This is a genomic window from Vibrio cyclitrophicus (genome assembly GCA_023206055.1).
Taxonomy (GTDB): Bacteria; Pseudomonadota; Gammaproteobacteria; order Enterobacterales; family Vibrionaceae; genus Vibrio; species Vibrio cyclitrophicus_A.
In genome coordinates this window covers 384685-402820 of the sequence record CP065366.1, presented here as the reverse complement: position 1 = coordinate 402820, position 18136 = coordinate 384685, and the positions used below count along the sequence as shown (strand labels likewise).

3 protein-coding genes, 3 tRNA genes and 7 rRNA genes are annotated in these 18136 nt (G+C 47.6%); all 13 read right to left on the bottom strand.

The window, feature by feature from the left end; genetic code table 11:
* Window positions 1–136: 136 nt before the first annotated feature.
* Window positions 137–212 (bottom strand) — tRNA-Ala (locus ITG09_01895).
* A 14-nt stretch (window positions 213–226) separates the two neighbouring features.
* Window positions 227–303 (bottom strand) — tRNA-Ile (locus ITG09_01890).
* 67 nt (window positions 304–370) lie between these two features.
* A 16S ribosomal RNA gene (locus tag ITG09_01885) occupies window positions 371–1925 on the bottom strand.
* A 393-nt stretch (window positions 1926–2318) separates the two neighbouring features.
* Window positions 2319–2434, bottom strand: a 5S ribosomal RNA gene (gene rrf / locus ITG09_01880).
* Window positions 2435–2568: 134 nt separating this feature from the next.
* Window positions 2569–5461: ribosomal RNA gene (locus ITG09_01875) — 23S ribosomal RNA — on the bottom strand.
* Between the two features lie 372 nt (window positions 5462–5833).
* Window positions 5834–5909: transfer RNA gene (locus ITG09_01870), tRNA-Glu, on the bottom strand.
* A gap of 64 nt (window positions 5910–5973) precedes the next feature.
* Window positions 5974–7528: ribosomal RNA gene (locus ITG09_01865) — 16S ribosomal RNA — on the bottom strand.
* Between the two features lie 393 nt (window positions 7529–7921).
* Window positions 7922–8037: ribosomal RNA gene (gene rrf / locus ITG09_01860) — 5S ribosomal RNA — on the bottom strand.
* A 134-nt stretch (window positions 8038–8171) separates the two neighbouring features.
* A 23S ribosomal RNA gene (locus ITG09_01855) occupies window positions 8172–11064 on the bottom strand.
* 397 nt (window positions 11065–11461) lie between these two features.
* A 16S ribosomal RNA gene (locus ITG09_01850) occupies window positions 11462–13016 on the bottom strand.
* Together the 16S, 23S and 5S rRNA genes with 3 tRNA genes alongside form the textbook arrangement of a ribosomal RNA operon.
* Window positions 13017–13705: 689 nt before the next feature.
* Window positions 13706–14482, bottom strand: coding sequence for a phosphoadenylyl-sulfate reductase (locus ITG09_01845; protein ID UPR52428.1), 777 nt, complete (start codon window positions 14480–14482; stop codon window positions 13706–13708).
* Window positions 14475–16202: an assimilatory sulfite reductase (NADPH) hemoprotein subunit gene (cysI, locus tag ITG09_01840; protein UPR52427.1), complete on the bottom strand. Its 1728-nt coding sequence runs from the start codon at window positions 16200–16202 to the stop codon at window positions 14475–14477. Before cysI ends, ITG09_01845 begins: the two co-directional genes overlap by 8 nt.
* A complete protein-coding gene (locus ITG09_01835) occupies window positions 16202–18067 on the bottom strand; it encodes an assimilatory sulfite reductase (NADPH) flavoprotein subunit (GenBank protein ID UPR52426.1) in 1866 nt (621 codons plus the stop codon). Before ITG09_01835 ends, cysI begins: the two co-directional genes overlap by 1 nt.
* Between the last annotated feature and the right edge of the window lie 69 nt (window positions 18068–18136).

The following is an 18136-nucleotide window of genomic DNA, read 5'->3' as shown; positions in this document are numbered from 1 at the left end:
AAGATAAACATTGAGAACTTTTAAATTTGATTGAATTACTCGTAAGTAATCAAATCAGTCAGCTTTCCAAATTGTTAAAGAGCTTGATTTCTTTCGAAACCATTTTTAAAGATTCTTAGGGAAAAACCCTTAAAGATGGTGGAGCTATGCGGGATCGAACCGCAGACCTCCTGCGTGCAAGGCAGGCGCTCTCCCAGCTGAGCTATAGCCCCATCTAGGTCGATATTGGTGGGTCTGAGTGGACTTGAACCACCGACCTCCCGCTTATCAGGCGAGCGCTCTAACCAGCTGAGCTACAGACCCAATATCGTCTCTTTACTTTTCTAAACCTAATCAATCTGTGTGGACACTCATCGTAAGTATCTTCGTATAAGGAGGTGATCCAGCCCCAGGTTCCCCTAGGGCTACCTTGTTACGACTTCACCCCAGTCATGAACCACAAAGTGGTGAGCGTCCTCCCCGAAAGGTTAAACTACCCACTTCTTTTGCAGCCCACTCCCATGGTGTGACGGGCGGTGTGTACAAGGCCCGGGAACGTATTCACCGTGACATTCTGATTCACGATTACTAGCGATTCCGACTTCATGGAGTCGAGTTGCAGACTCCAATCCGGACTACGACGCACTTTTTGGGATTCGCTCACTATCGCTAGCTTGCTGCCCTCTGTATGCGCCATTGTAGCACGTGTGTAGCCCTACTCGTAAGGGCCATGATGACTTGACGTCGTCCCCACCTTCCTCCGGTTTATCACCGGCAGTCTCCCTGGAGTTCCCGACATTACTCGCTGGCAAACAAGGATAAGGGTTGCGCTCGTTGCGGGACTTAACCCAACATTTCACAACACGAGCTGACGACAGCCATGCAGCACCTGTCTCAGAGCTCCCGAAGGCACACCTGCGTCTCCGCTGGCTTCTCTGGATGTCAAGAGTAGGTAAGGTTCTTCGCGTTGCATCGAATTAAACCACATGCTCCACCGCTTGTGCGGGCCCCCGTCAATTCATTTGAGTTTTAATCTTGCGACCGTACTCCCCAGGCGGTCTACTTAACGCGTTAGCTCCGAAAGCCACGGCTCAAGGCCACAACCTCCAAGTAGACATCGTTTACGGCGTGGACTACCAGGGTATCTAATCCTGTTTGCTCCCCACGCTTTCGCATCTGAGTGTCAGTGTCTGTCCAGGGGGCCGCCTTCGCCACTGGTATTCCTTCAGATCTCTACGCATTTCACCGCTACACCTGAAATTCTACCCCCCTCTACAGCACTCTAGTTCACCAGTTTCAAATGCAGTTCCGAGGTTGAGCCCCGGGCTTTCACATCTGACTTAATGAACCACCTGCATGCGCTTTACGCCCAGTAATTCCGATTAACGCTCGCACCCTCCGTATTACCGCGGCTGCTGGCACGGAGTTAGCCGGTGCTTCTTCTGTTGCTAACGTCAAGATGCGCAGCTATTAACTACACACCCTTCCTCACAACTGAAAGTACTTTACAACCCGAAGGCCTTCTTCATACACGCGGCATGGCTGCATCAGGCTTTCGCCCATTGTGCAATATTCCCCACTGCTGCCTCCCGTAGGAGTCTGGACCGTGTCTCAGTTCCAGTGTGGCTGATCATCCTCTCAGACCAGCTAGGGATCGTCGCCTTGGTGAGCCATTACCTCACCAACTAGCTAATCCCACCTAGGCATATCTTGACGCGAGAGGCCCGAAGGTCCCCCTCTTTGGCCCGTAGGCATTATGCGGTATTAGCCATCGTTTCCAATGGTTATCCCCCACATCAAGGCAATTTCCTAGGCATTACTCACCCGTCCGCCGCTCGACGCCCATTAACGCACCCGAAGGATTGTTAGTGTCGTTTCCGCTCGACTTGCATGTGTTAGGCCTGCCGCCAGCGTTCAATCTGAGCCATGATCAAACTCTTCAATTTAAGATTTTGTGACTCAACGAATACTGACTTCAAAACTAATATTTACCGAAGTAAACATGTAATTCTAAAGCTATTACCATTCCAACAGAATGGTAATGAATTGACTGTGCCGAATAACTACAAGTAGTTAAACGTATTGGTCACTCAGTTCATTGAAATCAATTTTGATTCCGAAGAATCTGTTTTATCTAACGATAAAACGTTTTGATATTCATCAACGAGTGCCCACACAGATTGATAGGTTTAAATTGTTAAAGAGCTTTGCTTTCAGTGCCTTAGCACGTAAGCAGGACGCGTATAATACGCTTTCCACTTTGAAAGTCAACATAAAACTCTAAGAAACTTAGAACTCTATGGTGACTTGTCTATTAAATAGACAAAGTCGAAATTAAAGCCTGGCGATGTCCTACTCTCACATGGGGAAGCCCCACACTACCATCGGCGCTATTGTGTTTCACTTCTGAGTTCGGCATGGAATCAGGTGGGTCCACAATGCTATGGTCGCCAAGCAAATTTTGCTTTTACTTTCAGTTTTTTAAAAACTGAAGGCAAAATAATCTGGAAAACTGTATTTAAAAGTATTTCTCTTCAAACTCATTCAAGGTCTGGTACATCTGAGTCCACAAAACCCCTTGGGTGTTGTATGGTTAAGCCTCACGGGCAATTAGTACAGGTTAGCTCAATGCCTCGCAGCACTTACACACCCTGCCTATCAACGTCGTAGTCTACGACAACCCTTTAGGACACTTATAGTGCCAGGGAAAACTCATCTCAAGGCTCGCTTCCCGCTTAGATGCTTTCAGCGGTTATCGATTCCGAACTTAGCTACCGGGCAATGCCATTGGCATGACAACCCGAACACCAGAGGTTCGTCCACTCCGGTCCTCTCGTACTAGGAGCAGCCCCTTTCAATTTTCCAACGCCCACGGCAGATAGGGACCGAACTGTCTCACGACGTTCTAAACCCAGCTCGCGTACCACTTTAAATGGCGAACAGCCATACCCTTGGGACCGACTTCAGCCCCAGGATGTGATGAGCCGACATCGAGGTGCCAAACACCGCCGTCGATATGAACTCTTGGGCGGTATCAGCCTGTTATCCCCGGAGTACCTTTTATCCGTTGAGCGATGGCCCTTCCATTCAGAACCACCGGATCACTATGACCTGCTTTCGCACCTGCTCGAATTGTCATTCTCGCAGTCAAGCGGGCTTATGCCATTGCACTAACCACACGATGTCCAACCGTGTTTAGCCCACCTTCGTGCTCCTCCGTTACTCTTTGGGAGGAGACCGCCCCAGTCAAACTACCCACCAGGCACTGTCCGTAATCCCGATTCAGGGACCAACGTTAGAACATCAAAACTACAAGGGTGGTATTTCAAGGACGACTCCACCACATCTAGCGACGCGGTTTCATAGTCTCCCACCTATCCTACACATGTAGGTTCAATGTTCAGTGCCAAGCTGTAGTAAAGGTTCACGGGGTCTTTCCGTCTAGCCGCGGGTACACTGCATCTTCACAGCGATTTCAATTTCACTGAGTCTCGGGTGGAGACAGCGTGGCCATCATTACGCCATTCGTGCAGGTCGGAACTTACCCGACAAGGAATTTCGCTACCTTAGGACCGTTATAGTTACGGCCGCCGTTTACCGGGGCTTCGATCAAGAGCTTCGACCGAAGTCTAACCCCATCAATTAACCTTCCGGCACCGGGCAGGCGTCACACCGTATACGTCATCTTACGATTTTGCACAGTGCTGTGTTTTTAATAAACAGTTGCAGCCACCTGGTATCTGCGACTCTCGTCTGCTCCATCCGCAAGGGACTTCACTGATAAGAGCGTACCTTCTCCCGAAGTTACGGTACCATTTTGCCTAGTTCCTTCACCCGAGTTCTCTCAAGCGCCTTGGTATTCTCTACCCGACCACCTGTGTCGGTTTGGGGTACGATTCCTTACAATCTGAAGCTTAGAGGCTTTTCCTGGAAGCATGGCATCAATGACTTCACTACCGTAGTAGCTCGACATCGTATCTCAGCGTTAAGAAAGTCCGGATTTACCTAAACTTTCCGCCTACATACTTGAACCTGGACAACCGTCGCCAGGCCCACCTAGCCTTCTCCGTCCCCCCATCGCAATTGTAAGAAGTACGGGAATATTAACCCGTTTCCCATCGACTACGCCTTTCGGCCTCGCCTTAGGAGTCGACTTACCCTGCCCCGATTAACGTTGGACAGGAACCCTTGGTCTTCCGGCGAGGGAGTTTTTCACTCCCTTTATCGTTACTCATGTCAGCATTCGCACTTCTGATACCTCCAGCAGCCCTTACAGACCACCTTCAACGGCTTACAGAACGCTCCCCTACCCCACATACCCTAAGGTACGTAGCCGCAGCTTCGGTGTATAGCTTAGCCCCGTTACATCTTCCGCGCAGGCCGACTCGACCAGTGAGCTATTACGCTTTCTTTAAATGATGGCTGCTTCTAAGCCAACATCCTGGCTGTCTGAGCCTTCCCACATCGTTTCCCACTTAGCTATACTTTGGGACCTTAGCTGGCGGTCTGGGTTGTTTCCCTCTCCACGACGGACGTTAGCACCCGCCGTGTGTCTCCCGGATAGTACTTACTGGTATTCGGAGTTTGCAAAGGGTTGGTAAGTCGGGATGACCCCCTAGCCTTAACAGTGCTCTACCCCCAGTAGTATTCGTCCGAGGCGCTACCTAAATAGCTTTCGGGGAGAACCAGCTATCTCCAGGTTTGATTGGCCTTTCACCCCTAGCCACAAGTCATCCGCTAATTTTTCAACATTAGTCGGTTCGGTCCTCCAGTTGATGTTACTCAACCTTCAACCTGCCCATGGCTAGATCACCTGGTTTCGGGTCTAATCCTAGCAACTGTACGCCCAGTTAAGACTCGGTTTCCCTACGGCTCCCCTAAACGGTTAACCTTGCTACTAAAATTAAGTCGCTGACCCATTATACAAAAGGTACGCAGTCACACCACGAAGGTGCTCCTACTGCTTGTACGTACACGGTTTCAGGTTCTATTTCACTCCCCTCACAGGGGTTCTTTTCGCCTTTCCCTCACGGTACTGGTTCACTATCGGTCAGTCAGTAGTATTTAGCCTTGGAGGATGGTCCCCCCATATTCAGACAGGATATCACGTGTCCCGCCCTACTCGTTTTCACTGATTATGAGATGTCGATTACGGGGCTATCACCCTTTATTGCGGCACTTTCCAGAGCCTTCATCTGTCTCATTAAAAGCTTAAGGGCTAATCCAATTTCGCTCGCCGCTACTTTCGGAATCTCGGTTGATTTCTCTTCCTCGGGGTACTTAGATGTTTCAGTTCCCCCGGTTTGCCTCCTGTTGCTATGTATTCACAACAGGATACTTGCTTATGCAAGTGGGTTTCCCCATTCAGGAATCCCAGACTCAAAAGGTTATTACTACCTAATCTGGGCTTATCGCAAGTTATTACGCCTTTCATCGCCTCTGACTGCCAAGGCATCCACCGTGTACGCTTAGTCACTTAACCATACAACCCGAAAGGGTTTCTATTTGCTTTCACTTTCCTTTTTATTTTCACTTTTAAAAAGTGAAGACAAACAGGAGTGAAGACAAATAAGCGTATGGCAACTAACCAAGGTTTTTGGTTGTCATCAAGAAGGGTTAATTCTTGATAACTGTTTGCCGGACTCAATTGTGAATCAATGTAAACATTGATTCGAATACAAGACACTTGAATGTGTTTGTTGTGTTTATCTAATGAAAGATAAACATTGAGAACTTTTAAATTTGATTTGAATTACTCGTAAGTAATCAAATCAGTCAGCTTTCCAAATTGTTAAAGAGCTTGATTCAATAAATGAACCATTTTTAAAAACACTTAAATAAATGTGCTTAAAGATGGTATCCCGTAGGGGAGTCGAACCCCTGTTACCGCCGTGAAAGGGCGGTGTCCTAGGCCTCTAGACGAACGGGACATAGGTTACTCTTAACTGTTTAAACATATCAATCTGTGTGGACACTCATCGTGGTATCTTCGTATAAGGAGGTGATCCAGCCCCAGGTTCCCCTAGGGCTACCTTGTTACGACTTCACCCCAGTCATGAACCACAAAGTGGTGAGCGTCCTCCCCGAAAGGTTAAACTACCCACTTCTTTTGCAGCCCACTCCCATGGTGTGACGGGCGGTGTGTACAAGGCCCGGGAACGTATTCACCGTGACATTCTGATTCACGATTACTAGCGATTCCGACTTCATGGAGTCGAGTTGCAGACTCCAATCCGGACTACGACGCACTTTTTGGGATTCGCTCACTATCGCTAGCTTGCTGCCCTCTGTATGCGCCATTGTAGCACGTGTGTAGCCCTACTCGTAAGGGCCATGATGACTTGACGTCGTCCCCACCTTCCTCCGGTTTATCACCGGCAGTCTCCCTGGAGTTCCCGACATTACTCGCTGGCAAACAAGGATAAGGGTTGCGCTCGTTGCGGGACTTAACCCAACATTTCACAACACGAGCTGACGACAGCCATGCAGCACCTGTCTCAGAGCTCCCGAAGGCACACCTGCGTCTCCGCTGGCTTCTCTGGATGTCAAGAGTAGGTAAGGTTCTTCGCGTTGCATCGAATTAAACCACATGCTCCACCGCTTGTGCGGGCCCCCGTCAATTCATTTGAGTTTTAATCTTGCGACCGTACTCCCCAGGCGGTCTACTTAACGCGTTAGCTCCGAAAGCCACGGCTCAAGGCCACAACCTCCAAGTAGACATCGTTTACGGCGTGGACTACCAGGGTATCTAATCCTGTTTGCTCCCCACGCTTTCGCATCTGAGTGTCAGTGTCTGTCCAGGGGGCCGCCTTCGCCACTGGTATTCCTTCAGATCTCTACGCATTTCACCGCTACACCTGAAATTCTACCCCCCTCTACAGCACTCTAGTTCACCAGTTTCAAATGCAGTTCCGAGGTTGAGCCCCGGGCTTTCACATCTGACTTAATGAACCACCTGCATGCGCTTTACGCCCAGTAATTCCGATTAACGCTCGCACCCTCCGTATTACCGCGGCTGCTGGCACGGAGTTAGCCGGTGCTTCTTCTGTTGCTAACGTCAAGATGCGCAGCTATTAACTACACACCCTTCCTCACAACTGAAAGTACTTTACAACCCGAAGGCCTTCTTCATACACGCGGCATGGCTGCATCAGGCTTTCGCCCATTGTGCAATATTCCCCACTGCTGCCTCCCGTAGGAGTCTGGACCGTGTCTCAGTTCCAGTGTGGCTGATCATCCTCTCAGACCAGCTAGGGATCGTCGCCTTGGTGAGCCATTACCTCACCAACTAGCTAATCCCACCTAGGCATATCTTGACGCGAGAGGTCCGAAGATCCCCCTCTTTGGCCCGTAGGCATTATGCGGTATTAGCCATCGTTTCCAATGGTTATCCCCCACATCAAGGCAATTTCCTAGGCATTACTCACCCGTCCGCCGCTCGACGCCCATTAACGCACCCGAAGGATTGTTAGTGTCGTTTCCGCTCGACTTGCATGTGTTAGGCCTGCCGCCAGCGTTCAATCTGAGCCATGATCAAACTCTTCAATTTAAGATTTTGTGACTCAACGAATACTGACTTCAAAACTAATATTTACCGAAGTAAACATGTAATTCTAAAGCTATTACCATTCCAACAGAATGGTAATGAATTGACTGTGCCGAATAACTACAAGTAGTTAAACGTATTGGTCACTCAGTTCATTGAAATCAATTTTGATTCCGAAGAATCTGTTTTATCTAACGATAAAACGTTTTGATATTCATCAACGAGTGCCCACACAGATTGATAGGTTTAAATTGTTAAAGAGCTTTGCTTTCAGTGCCTTAGCACGTAAGCAGGACGCGTATAATACGCTTTCCACTTTGAAAGTCAACATAAAACTCTAAGAAACTTAGAACTCTATGGTGACTTGTCTATTAAATAGACAAAGTCGAAATTAAAGCCTGGCGATGTCCTACTCTCACATGGGGAAGCCCCACACTACCATCGGCGCTATTGTGTTTCACTTCTGAGTTCGGCATGGAATCAGGTGGGTCCACAATGCTATGGTCGCCAAGCAAATTTTGCTTTTACTTTCAGTTTTTTAAAAACTGAAGGCAAAATAATCTGGAAAACTGTATTTAAAAGTATTTCTCTTCAAACTCATTCAAGGTCTGGTACATCTGAGTCCACAAAACCCCTTGGGTGTTGTATGGTTAAGCCTCACGGGCAATTAGTACAGGTTAGCTCAATGCCTCGCAGCACTTACACACCCTGCCTATCAACGTCGTAGTCTACGACAACCCTTTAGGACACTTATAGTGCCAGGGAAAACTCATCTCAAGGCTCGCTTCCCGCTTAGATGCTTTCAGCGGTTATCGATTCCGAACTTAGCTACCGGGCAATGCCATTGGCATGACAACCCGAACACCAGAGGTTCGTCCACTCCGGTCCTCTCGTACTAGGAGCAGCCCCTTTCAATTTTCCAACGCCCACGGCAGATAGGGACCGAACTGTCTCACGACGTTCTAAACCCAGCTCGCGTACCACTTTAAATGGCGAACAGCCATACCCTTGGGACCGACTTCAGCCCCAGGATGTGATGAGCCGACATCGAGGTGCCAAACACCGCCGTCGATATGAACTCTTGGGCGGTATCAGCCTGTTATCCCCGGAGTACCTTTTATCCGTTGAGCGATGGCCCTTCCATTCAGAACCACCGGATCACTATGACCTGCTTTCGCACCTGCTCGAATTGTCATTCTCGCAGTCAAGCGGGCTTATGCCATTGCACTAACCACACGATGTCCAACCGTGTTTAGCCCACCTTCGTGCTCCTCCGTTACTCTTTGGGAGGAGACCGCCCCAGTCAAACTACCCACCAGGCACTGTCCGTAATCCCGATTCAGGGACCAACGTTAGAACATCAAAACTACAAGGGTGGTATTTCAAGGACGACTCCACCACATCTAGCGACGCGGTTTCATAGTCTCCCACCTATCCTACACATGTAGGTTCAATGTTCAGTGCCAAGCTGTAGTAAAGGTTCACGGGGTCTTTCCGTCTAGCCGCGGGTACACTGCATCTTCACAGCGATTTCAATTTCACTGAGTCTCGGGTGGAGACAGCGTGGCCATCATTACGCCATTCGTGCAGGTCGGAACTTACCCGACAAGGAATTTCGCTACCTTAGGACCGTTATAGTTACGGCCGCCGTTTACCGGGGCTTCGATCAAGAGCTTCGACCGAAGTCTAACCCCATCAATTAACCTTCCGGCACCGGGCAGGCGTCACACCGTATACGTCATCTTACGATTTTGCACAGTGCTGTGTTTTTAATAAACAGTTGCAGCCACCTGGTATCTGCGACTCTCGTCTGCTCCATCCGCAAGGGACTTCACTGATAAGAGCGTACCTTCTCCCGAAGTTACGGTACCATTTTGCCTAGTTCCTTCACCCGAGTTCTCTCAAGCGCCTTGGTATTCTCTACCCGACCACCTGTGTCGGTTTGGGGTACGATTCCTTACAATCTGAAGCTTAGAGGCTTTTCCTGGAAGCATGGCATCAATGACTTCACTACCGTAGTAGCTCGACATCGTATCTCAGCGTTAAGAAAGTCCGGATTTACCTAAACTTTCCGCCTACATACTTGAACCTGGACAACCGTCGCCAGGCCCACCTAGCCTTCTCCGTCCCCCCATCGCAATTGTAAGAAGTACGGGAATATTAACCCGTTTCCCATCGACTACGCCTTTCGGCCTCGCCTTAGGAGTCGACTTACCCTGCCCCGATTAACGTTGGACAGGAACCCTTGGTCTTCCGGCGAGGGAGTTTTTCACTCCCTTTATCGTTACTCATGTCAGCATTCGCACTTCTGATACCTCCAGCAGCCCTTACAGACCACCTTCAACGGCTTACAGAACGCTCCCCTACCCCACATACCCTAAGGTACGTAGCCGCAGCTTCGGTGTATAGCTTAGCCCCGTTACATCTTCCGCGCAGGCCGACTCGACCAGTGAGCTATTACGCTTTCTTTAAATGATGGCTGCTTCTAAGCCAACATCCTGGCTGTCTGAGCCTTCCCACATCGTTTCCCACTTAGCTATACTTTGGGACCTTAGCTGGCGGTCTGGGTTGTTTCCCTCTCCACGACGGACGTTAGCACCCGCCGTGTGTCTCCCGGATAGTACTTACTGGTATTCGGAGTTTGCAAAGGGTTGGTAAGTCGGGATGACCCCCTAGCCTTAACAGTGCTCTACCCCCAGTAGTATTCGTCCGAGGCGCTACCTAAATAGCTTTCGGGGAGAACCAGCTATCTCCAGGTTTGATTGGCCTTTCACCCCTAGCCACAAGTCATCCGCTAATTTTTCAACATTAGTCGGTTCGGTCCTCCAGTTGATGTTACTCAACCTTCAACCTGCCCATGGCTAGATCACCTGGTTTCGGGTCTAATCCTAGCAACTGTACGCCCAGTTAAGACTCGGTTTCCCTACGGCTCCCCTAAACGGTTAACCTTGCTACTAAAATTAAGTCGCTGACCCATTATACAAAAGGTACGCAGTCACACCACGAAGGTGCTCCTACTGCTTGTACGTACACGGTTTCAGGTTCTATTTCACTCCCCTCACAGGGGTTCTTTTCGCCTTTCCCTCACGGTACTGGTTCACTATCGGTCAGTCAGTAGTATTTAGCCTTGGAGGATGGTCCCCCCATATTCAGACAGGATATCACGTGTCCCGCCCTACTCGTTTTCACTGATTATGAGATGTCGATTACGGGGCTATCACCCTTTATTGCGGCACTTTCCAGAGCCTTCATCTGTCTCATTAAAAGCTTAAGGGCTAATCCAATTTCGCTCGCCGCTACTTTCGGAATCTCGGTTGATTTCTCTTCCTCGGGGTACTTAGATGTTTCAGTTCCCCCGGTTTGCCTCCTGTTGCTATGTATTCACAACAGGATACTTGCTTATGCAAGTGGGTTTCCCCATTCAGGAATCCCAGACTCAAAAGGTTATTACTACCTAATCTGGGCTTATCGCAAGTTATTACGCCTTTCATCGCCTCTGACTGCCAAGGCATCCACCGTGTACGCTTAGTCACTTAACCATACAACCCGAAAGGGTCTTAGCGTATGGCAACTAACCAAGGTTTTTGGTTGTCATCAAGAAGGGTTAATTCTTGATAACTGTTTGCCGGACTCAATTTACTTTTTGTTTCCACTTTTTAATAAAAAGTAGAATCAAAAAATGAACAATCATTTCTGATCATTCGAATACAAGACACTTGAATGTGTTTGTTGTGTTTATCTAATGAAAGATAAACATTGAGAACTTTTAAATTTGATTGAATTACTCGTAAGTAATCAATCAGTCAGCTTTCCAAATTGTTAAAGAGCATAAAGCAAAAAGCTTTAATCAATAACTTACGTTATTAATTAAAGCTCTGGCTTTAACTAAATCTAAACCATCAATCTGTGTGGACACTCATCGTAAGTATCTTCGTATAAGGAGGTGATCCAGCCCCAGGTTCCCCTAGGGCTACCTTGTTACGACTTCACCCCAGTCATGAACCACAAAGTGGTGAGCGTCCTCCCCGAAAGGTTAAACTACCCACTTCTTTTGCAGCCCACTCCCATGGTGTGACGGGCGGTGTGTACAAGGCCCGGGAACGTATTCACCGTGACATTCTGATTCACGATTACTAGCGATTCCGACTTCATGGAGTCGAGTTGCAGACTCCAATCCGGACTACGACGCACTTTTTGGGATTCGCTCACTATCGCTAGCTTGCTGCCCTCTGTATGCGCCATTGTAGCACGTGTGTAGCCCTACTCGTAAGGGCCATGATGACTTGACGTCGTCCCCACCTTCCTCCGGTTTATCACCGGCAGTCTCCCTGGAGTTCCCGACATTACTCGCTGGCAAACAAGGATAAGGGTTGCGCTCGTTGCGGGACTTAACCCAACATTTCACAACACGAGCTGACGACAGCCATGCAGCACCTGTCTCAGAGCTCCCGAAGGCACACCTGCGTCTCCGCTGGCTTCTCTGGATGTCAAGAGTAGGTAAGGTTCTTCGCGTTGCATCGAATTAAACCACATGCTCCACCGCTTGTGCGGGCCCCCGTCAATTCATTTGAGTTTTAATCTTGCGACCGTACTCCCCAGGCGGTCTACTTAACGCGTTAGCTCCGAAAGCCACGGCTCAAGGCCACAACCTCCAAGTAGACATCGTTTACGGCGTGGACTACCAGGGTATCTAATCCTGTTTGCTCCCCACGCTTTCGCATCTGAGTGTCAGTGTCTGTCCAGGGGGCCGCCTTCGCCACTGGTATTCCTTCAGATCTCTACGCATTTCACCGCTACACCTGAAATTCTACCCCCCTCTACAGCACTCTAGTTCACCAGTTTCAAATGCAGTTCCGAGGTTGAGCCCCGGGCTTTCACATCTGACTTAATGAACCACCTGCATGCGCTTTACGCCCAGTAATTCCGATTAACGCTCGCACCCTCCGTATTACCGCGGCTGCTGGCACGGAGTTAGCCGGTGCTTCTTCTGTTGCTAACGTCAAGATGCGCAGCTATTAACTACACACCCTTCCTCACAACTGAAAGTACTTTACAACCCGAAGGCCTTCTTCATACACGCGGCATGGCTGCATCAGGCTTTCGCCCATTGTGCAATATTCCCCACTGCTGCCTCCCGTAGGAGTCTGGACCGTGTCTCAGTTCCAGTGTGGCTGATCATCCTCTCAGACCAGCTAGGGATCGTCGCCTTGGTGAGCCATTACCTCACCAACTAGCTAATCCCACCTAGGCATATCTTGACGCGAGAGGTCCGAAGATCCCCCTCTTTGGCCCGTAGGCATTATGCGGTATTAGCCATCGTTTCCAATGGTTATCCCCCACATCAAGGCAATTTCCTAGGCATTACTCACCCGTCCGCCGCTCGACGCCCATTAAATCCTCCGAAGAATCAATAATGTCGTTTCCGCTCGACTTGCATGTGTTAGGCCTGCCGCCAGCGTTCAATCTGAGCCATGATCAAACTCTTCAATTTAAGATTTTGTGACTCAACGAATACTGACTTCAAAACTATTCTTTATAAATAAAGAGTGTAATTTTAAAGCTATTACCATTCCAACAGAATGGTAATGAATTGACTGTGCCAAATACTTTCTTTCTACAAGAGAAAGTAGTTATTCGTATTGGTCACTCAGTTCATTGAAACCAAAGTTGATTCCGAGGAATCTGTTTTACTTCTCTTAATAAAAAGGGAAGATAAAACGTTTTGATATTCATCAACGAGTGCCCACACAGATTGATAGGTTTAAATTATTAAAGAGCTTCTCTTCGTTGTGACTTGCATCACTTCGGAAGAGGCGGCCATTCTAGCGTTTTAATTCTCAGTGTCAAACACTTTTGAAAATTAATTTCTACTTTTAAAAAGTAGGAGCGAATAATCGCTTAAAGCTAGTTGCCTTACTAACATTCTTCGCTGAAGCCTTGTGGCGTCTGCCGTGTCAGTGAGGCGGCATTATAGAGATGTTCCTCACATTGGCAAGTGTTTATTGGCGAAAAATGTAAAAATAACGGTTAGATGACGAATAAACACTCAAAGCCTTATTTATGCAAGTTTAACTACAAAGTACCTACACAATAACCACAGACTTATCCACAATCACTTTAATTTTATCCCCTAGAAACTAAAAAAGCTGCCTTGAGGCAGCTTTTTAAATGGCAATGAGTCTAAATCCCAGAGCCATATTGCTCTCCATCGTCTTCATGGAGACCACATTCTCGTTTTAGACCATTAAAACGGGTTTCTTCTTCAGTCATACCCGGTTCCCATTTCTTAGTCGTATGAGTATCTCCAACAGAAAGGTACCCCTGTTCGCGAAGTGGGTGGTAACTGAGGCCATGCTCTTCTAAGTAATAGTGAACATCTTTATTTGTCCAATCAATTACCGGCAAGAACTTAAACACACCATTTTGGATAGATAAGATAGGCAAGTTTGCACGCGATTGAGATTGCTCTCTTCTCAACCCAGAAAACCAAGTGCCAGCCTCTAGTTCATCCAGCGCTCTTCTCATCGGTTCAACTTTATTAAGCTTGTTGTACTTCTCTATCCCTTCTATACCTTGCTCCCAAAGTTTGCCATATTGCGCTTCTTGCCAATTAGGGCTCTGCTGAGAACGAAAGACTTGAAGGTTTAGAGTCAACTTCTGACTTAACTCATCGATAAATTGATACGTTTCCGGGAATAGATACCCAGTGTCCGTAAGAATAACCGGAATATCTGGTTTTACTTGAGTCACTAAGTGCAGCATCAACGCCGCTTGGATTCCGAAACTAGAAGACACAACATGTGTCCCTTCTAAATGTTCGAGTGCCCACTTAACTCTTTCTAATGCGGTTAGCTGCTCTAACTCAGCATTGATTTGTCCAAGACGAAGTATCTGCTCCGTCTTAGTCAATGCGAGTAGCTCTGCTAACTTCAGTTTTGAAGCGACAGAATTATGCATGCAGATCCCTCTTTGAAATGATCACCTCTTCGATGATGCCAGCTCGGATTGTAAAATCACCGAACCCTTCATTGTCGTTACGTTCCGTAGCCCAACGTCCCACCAGCGAATCAATCTCTTCTAAGATTTGAGCTGAAGTGATGTTCTCTTTATACATCTTAGGGATACGCGTTCCGGCTTTGTTGCCACCTAAGTGCATGTTGTAACGCCCCGGTGCCTTGCCGACTAAACCCAGTTCAGCCAACATTGCACGACCACAACCGTTTGGACAACCCGTGATACGAAGGATGATGTTATCTTCTTCTGGTAATCCATGTTTCTTCAGAATGTCTTCAACATCCGTTACAAACTCAGGAAGAAAACGCTCAGCTTCTGCCATTGCTAAAGGACACGTTGGGAATGCCACACAAGCCATTGAGTTTTTACGCTGCTCGGAAACGGCATCATCCATCAGACCGTATTGACGTGCCAGCTTTTCAATTTTAGCCTTTTGGCTCTTAGGTACACCTGCAACAATCAGGTTTTGGTTCGCTGTCATGCGGAAGTCACCTTTGTGGATCTTCGCTATTTCAGCAACACCTGTTTTCAGCGCTTTCCCAGGGAAATCAAGTAAACGACCATTTTCGATGAATAACGCTAAGTGGTGCTTACCATCAATGCCTTCCGCCCAACCGATACGATCGCCACGGCCAGTAAACTCATAAGGACGGCTTTCAGAAAACTCAACGCCTGCACGTTTTTCTACTTCGGCTTTGAATACATCAATACCAACACGGTCTAGTGTGTATTTGGTTTTTGCGTTCTTACGGTTCGAACGGTTACCCCAATCACGCTGAGTCGTTACCACCGCAGCTGCTACATCTAACGTTTTATCTAATGGCACAAAACCAAAGTCGTCAGCTTTACGTGCATAAGTAGAGGTATCGCCGTGCGTCATTGCAAGACCACCGCCCACTAATACGTTAAAGCCCACCAGCTTTCCGTCTTTAGCAATCGCGACAAAATTAAGATCATTCGCATGAACGTCGACATCATTCTGTGGAGGAATTACAACCGTCGTCTTGAACTTACGTGGTAAGTAGTTGCTACCTAAGATAGGTTCTTCATCCGTTGTTGCTAGCTTTTCACCATCTAGCCAGATCTCAGCATAAGCACGAGTCTTAGGTAATAGGTGTTCACTGATCTTTTTCGCCCACTCGTAAGCTTCTTGATGCAGCTCAGACTCAACCGGGTTTGTGGTACACAAAACATTTCGGTTTACGTCACCCGCCGTTGCAATGGAATCAATACCAATACTGTTTAGTGTTTGGTGCATTAACTTAATGTTCGGCTTCAACACACCGTGAAACTGGAAAGTTTGACGAGTTGTGAGACGGATAGAACCATAAGAGGTGCTTTCATCTGCAAATTTATCAATCGCGAGCCACTGCTTAGGAGTGATGATCCCGCCAGGCATACGCGCACGCAGCATGACGTTATGTAAAGGTTCTAGCTTTTGCTTGGTACGTTCATTACGAATATCACGGTCGTCTTGTTGATACATACCGTGGAAACGAATCAACTGAAAGTTATCGGCAGTAAAACCACCCGTAATTCTATCTTGGAGATCTTGTTCAATCGTACCGCGAAGATTTTTACTTTCACGCTTAAGACGTTCATTGTCAGCCAAAGGTCCCAGTACTTGACCTAGCACTTCTTGCTCTATTACTTGCTTGCTCATTAGTACACATCCCTTTGGTAACGTTTCGCTTTACGTAAATCATTAATATATTGTTCAGCTTGTTCACGGCTCTGATTGCCATGTTTTTCCGCTATTGTAACTAACGCTTCATGAACATCTTTCGCCATTCGAGTCGCATCGCCACATACATAGAGGTACGCGCCCTCTTGCAGCCATTGCCAAACCTGCTCTGCTTGTTCAATTAAGCGGTCTTGAACATAAACCTTTTCTTTTTGGTCACGGCTAAATGCCACATCCAACTTGGTTAGCGCACCAGACTTAAGGTACTTCTGCCATTCAACTTGATATAAGAAATCTTGAGTAAAGGTACGGTCACCGAAGAACAGCCAGCTTTTGCCTTCAGCATCATTGTTTTCACGCTCTTGAACAAAACTGCGGAACGGTGCGATACCGGTACCCGGGCCAACCATGATGATTGGTGTATTGTCGTCTTGTGGGAGTTTGAAGTTATTGTTGTTCTCAACAAACACCTTCACTTCACCACCTTCTTCAAGACGTTGAGCTAAGAAGCTAGAAGCTCCGCCTAAACGAGACTCTTCGCCTTTTTGGTATTCAACCAAACCAACCGTCAAGTGAACCTCTTCATCCACTTCAGCTTGGCTTGATGCAATAGAATAGAGACGCGGTGTCAGCTTACGTAGTAGACCAATCAATTCATCAGCCGATAGCTTAGTTTTCTTCTCAGCTAAAACATCGACAACTTGAGTGTTACCCGCGTATTCACGAAGCTTGTCTTTATCTTCCACCAGCTTGATTAACTTCTTGCTGCCCGAAAGCTCAGCAAACTTAGTCACAAGTTGAGGGTTTGAAGATGTAATCTCGAATTTACTGACGAGTGCACTGTGGACAGATAAGTTGTCACCATCGACATCAACACTTTCGATACCAGACAACCCAACCTTAGACAGGATCTGATTTGCGAGTTCTGAACTGTTTTCAAACCATACGCCTAGCGCATCACCCGGCTGGTAAGTAATACCCGACTCATCAAGATCAATCTCGATATGACGAACATCTTTGCCCGAATCACGACCGGTGATCTTTTGGCTCGTCAATAGTGTCGCGGTGTATGGGTTTTGTTTGGTGTATTGCGAATGACCAGCGGCCGCTTGACCGACTGGTAATTGAACCACATCGGCTTCAGTGCCTGTCGATAGCGTCTCTTTTACTTGCTCTAATGCTTTAGCGCGCCATTCCGTTGCTGATGCTTCGTAATCAACATCACAATCAAGACGGTCGACAAACGATTTAGCACCAAGCTTAGCGAGGAAGTTATCGAAGTCTTTAGCCGTTTGGCAAAAGAACTCATAGCTTGAGTCACCTAAACCGATCACACCGTATTGTAGGTTTGATAATTTTGGCGCTTTCTTCGATTGTAAGAATTCATGCAACTCAATAGCGTTATCAGGGGCTTCGCCCTCACCATTGGTTGAAGCCACAAAAATGACGTGTGTCTCTTTGGCTAGGTTCTTACCTTTATAATCACTTGCATCGAAAAGCTCGACAGCAATCCCTAAGGCTTTAGCTTCTGCCTCAAGCGATTCAGCGACGCCTTTAGCATTACCGGTTTGAGATGCGAAGATAATGCTGAGCTTACCCGCAGGTTTAGCCGCTACTGCAGCAGCCGCTTGAGCGATTGGCGCAGCTGCACCGATAGGCTGAGCTTGGCTCACTCCCCAAAGGTAACCACTGACCCATGCCAGTTGTTGTGAAGATAACTCAGAAACAGTGTGTTGCAGATGACCCAATTGTTGGTCATTAAGTGGTGCTGCTAGCCCAGGTAGCTCATTAGCCCCAGACTGTGCATTATTATTTTGTGAAGACTCTTTCTTATTTAAAGACATGGTCACGACATCCCTAATCATTGCGTGACGATAGATTAACCACTCCTTTTAATAACAAGAAAGAATAGA